This is a genomic window from Wohlfahrtiimonas larvae (genome assembly GCF_002006755.1).
GTDB lineage: Bacteria > Pseudomonadota > Gammaproteobacteria > Cardiobacteriales > Wohlfahrtiimonadaceae > Wohlfahrtiimonas > Wohlfahrtiimonas larvae.
Map to the genome: position 1 here is coordinate 1 of NZ_MVDO01000198.1, position 524 is coordinate 524.

Genomic DNA, 524 nt, shown 5'->3' on the forward strand with positions numbered 1-524 from the left:
TGATGCCAGTTGCGGGAGAGCCAACGCCAACAGATCCTAATTCACCACCTTTTTTACCATTTTCATTTCAACGAGGTCAGTTACCTATAGATATTATAATAAATTCTGTAGTGGCAACTGATGTTGCAGTCATTTTACCTGATTTATCTGTGTATGTTGATCAAGCAAAAGTGCAAGAAGGTTTGATTGATCAAGAAACATGGGCATTTAAAGATATTAGTTATAAAGGTTTGCTAAATATTGGTGATGATATGACATTACCATTAAATGCAACAGCGAGTATAGATGTCGATAAGCAGACAGAAGCTGTAAATATTCGTTTAAAAAATGCAACAAAAGAGATGAGAGTTGGTGATGACTATTTTGATCATGCCATGAATATTATCATTTCTGGTACTTTAAATGATCTTAAAGTACATGATGCGATTACCTTTAACTGGCCTAATAAATTAGCTAAGCCTTTAGTAATAGAAACGAAGCTAGGTATTAAAAATCAATCGGATATTTTGTGGGATTTAACTTTA

The 524-nt window shown here is 33.4% G+C and carries 1 pseudogene; it reads left to right on the top strand.

What is annotated here, in order from left to right:
• Positions 1-524: pseudogene (locus tag BZK14_RS10620) on the top strand (translocation/assembly module TamB domain-containing protein); the annotation flags it as partial.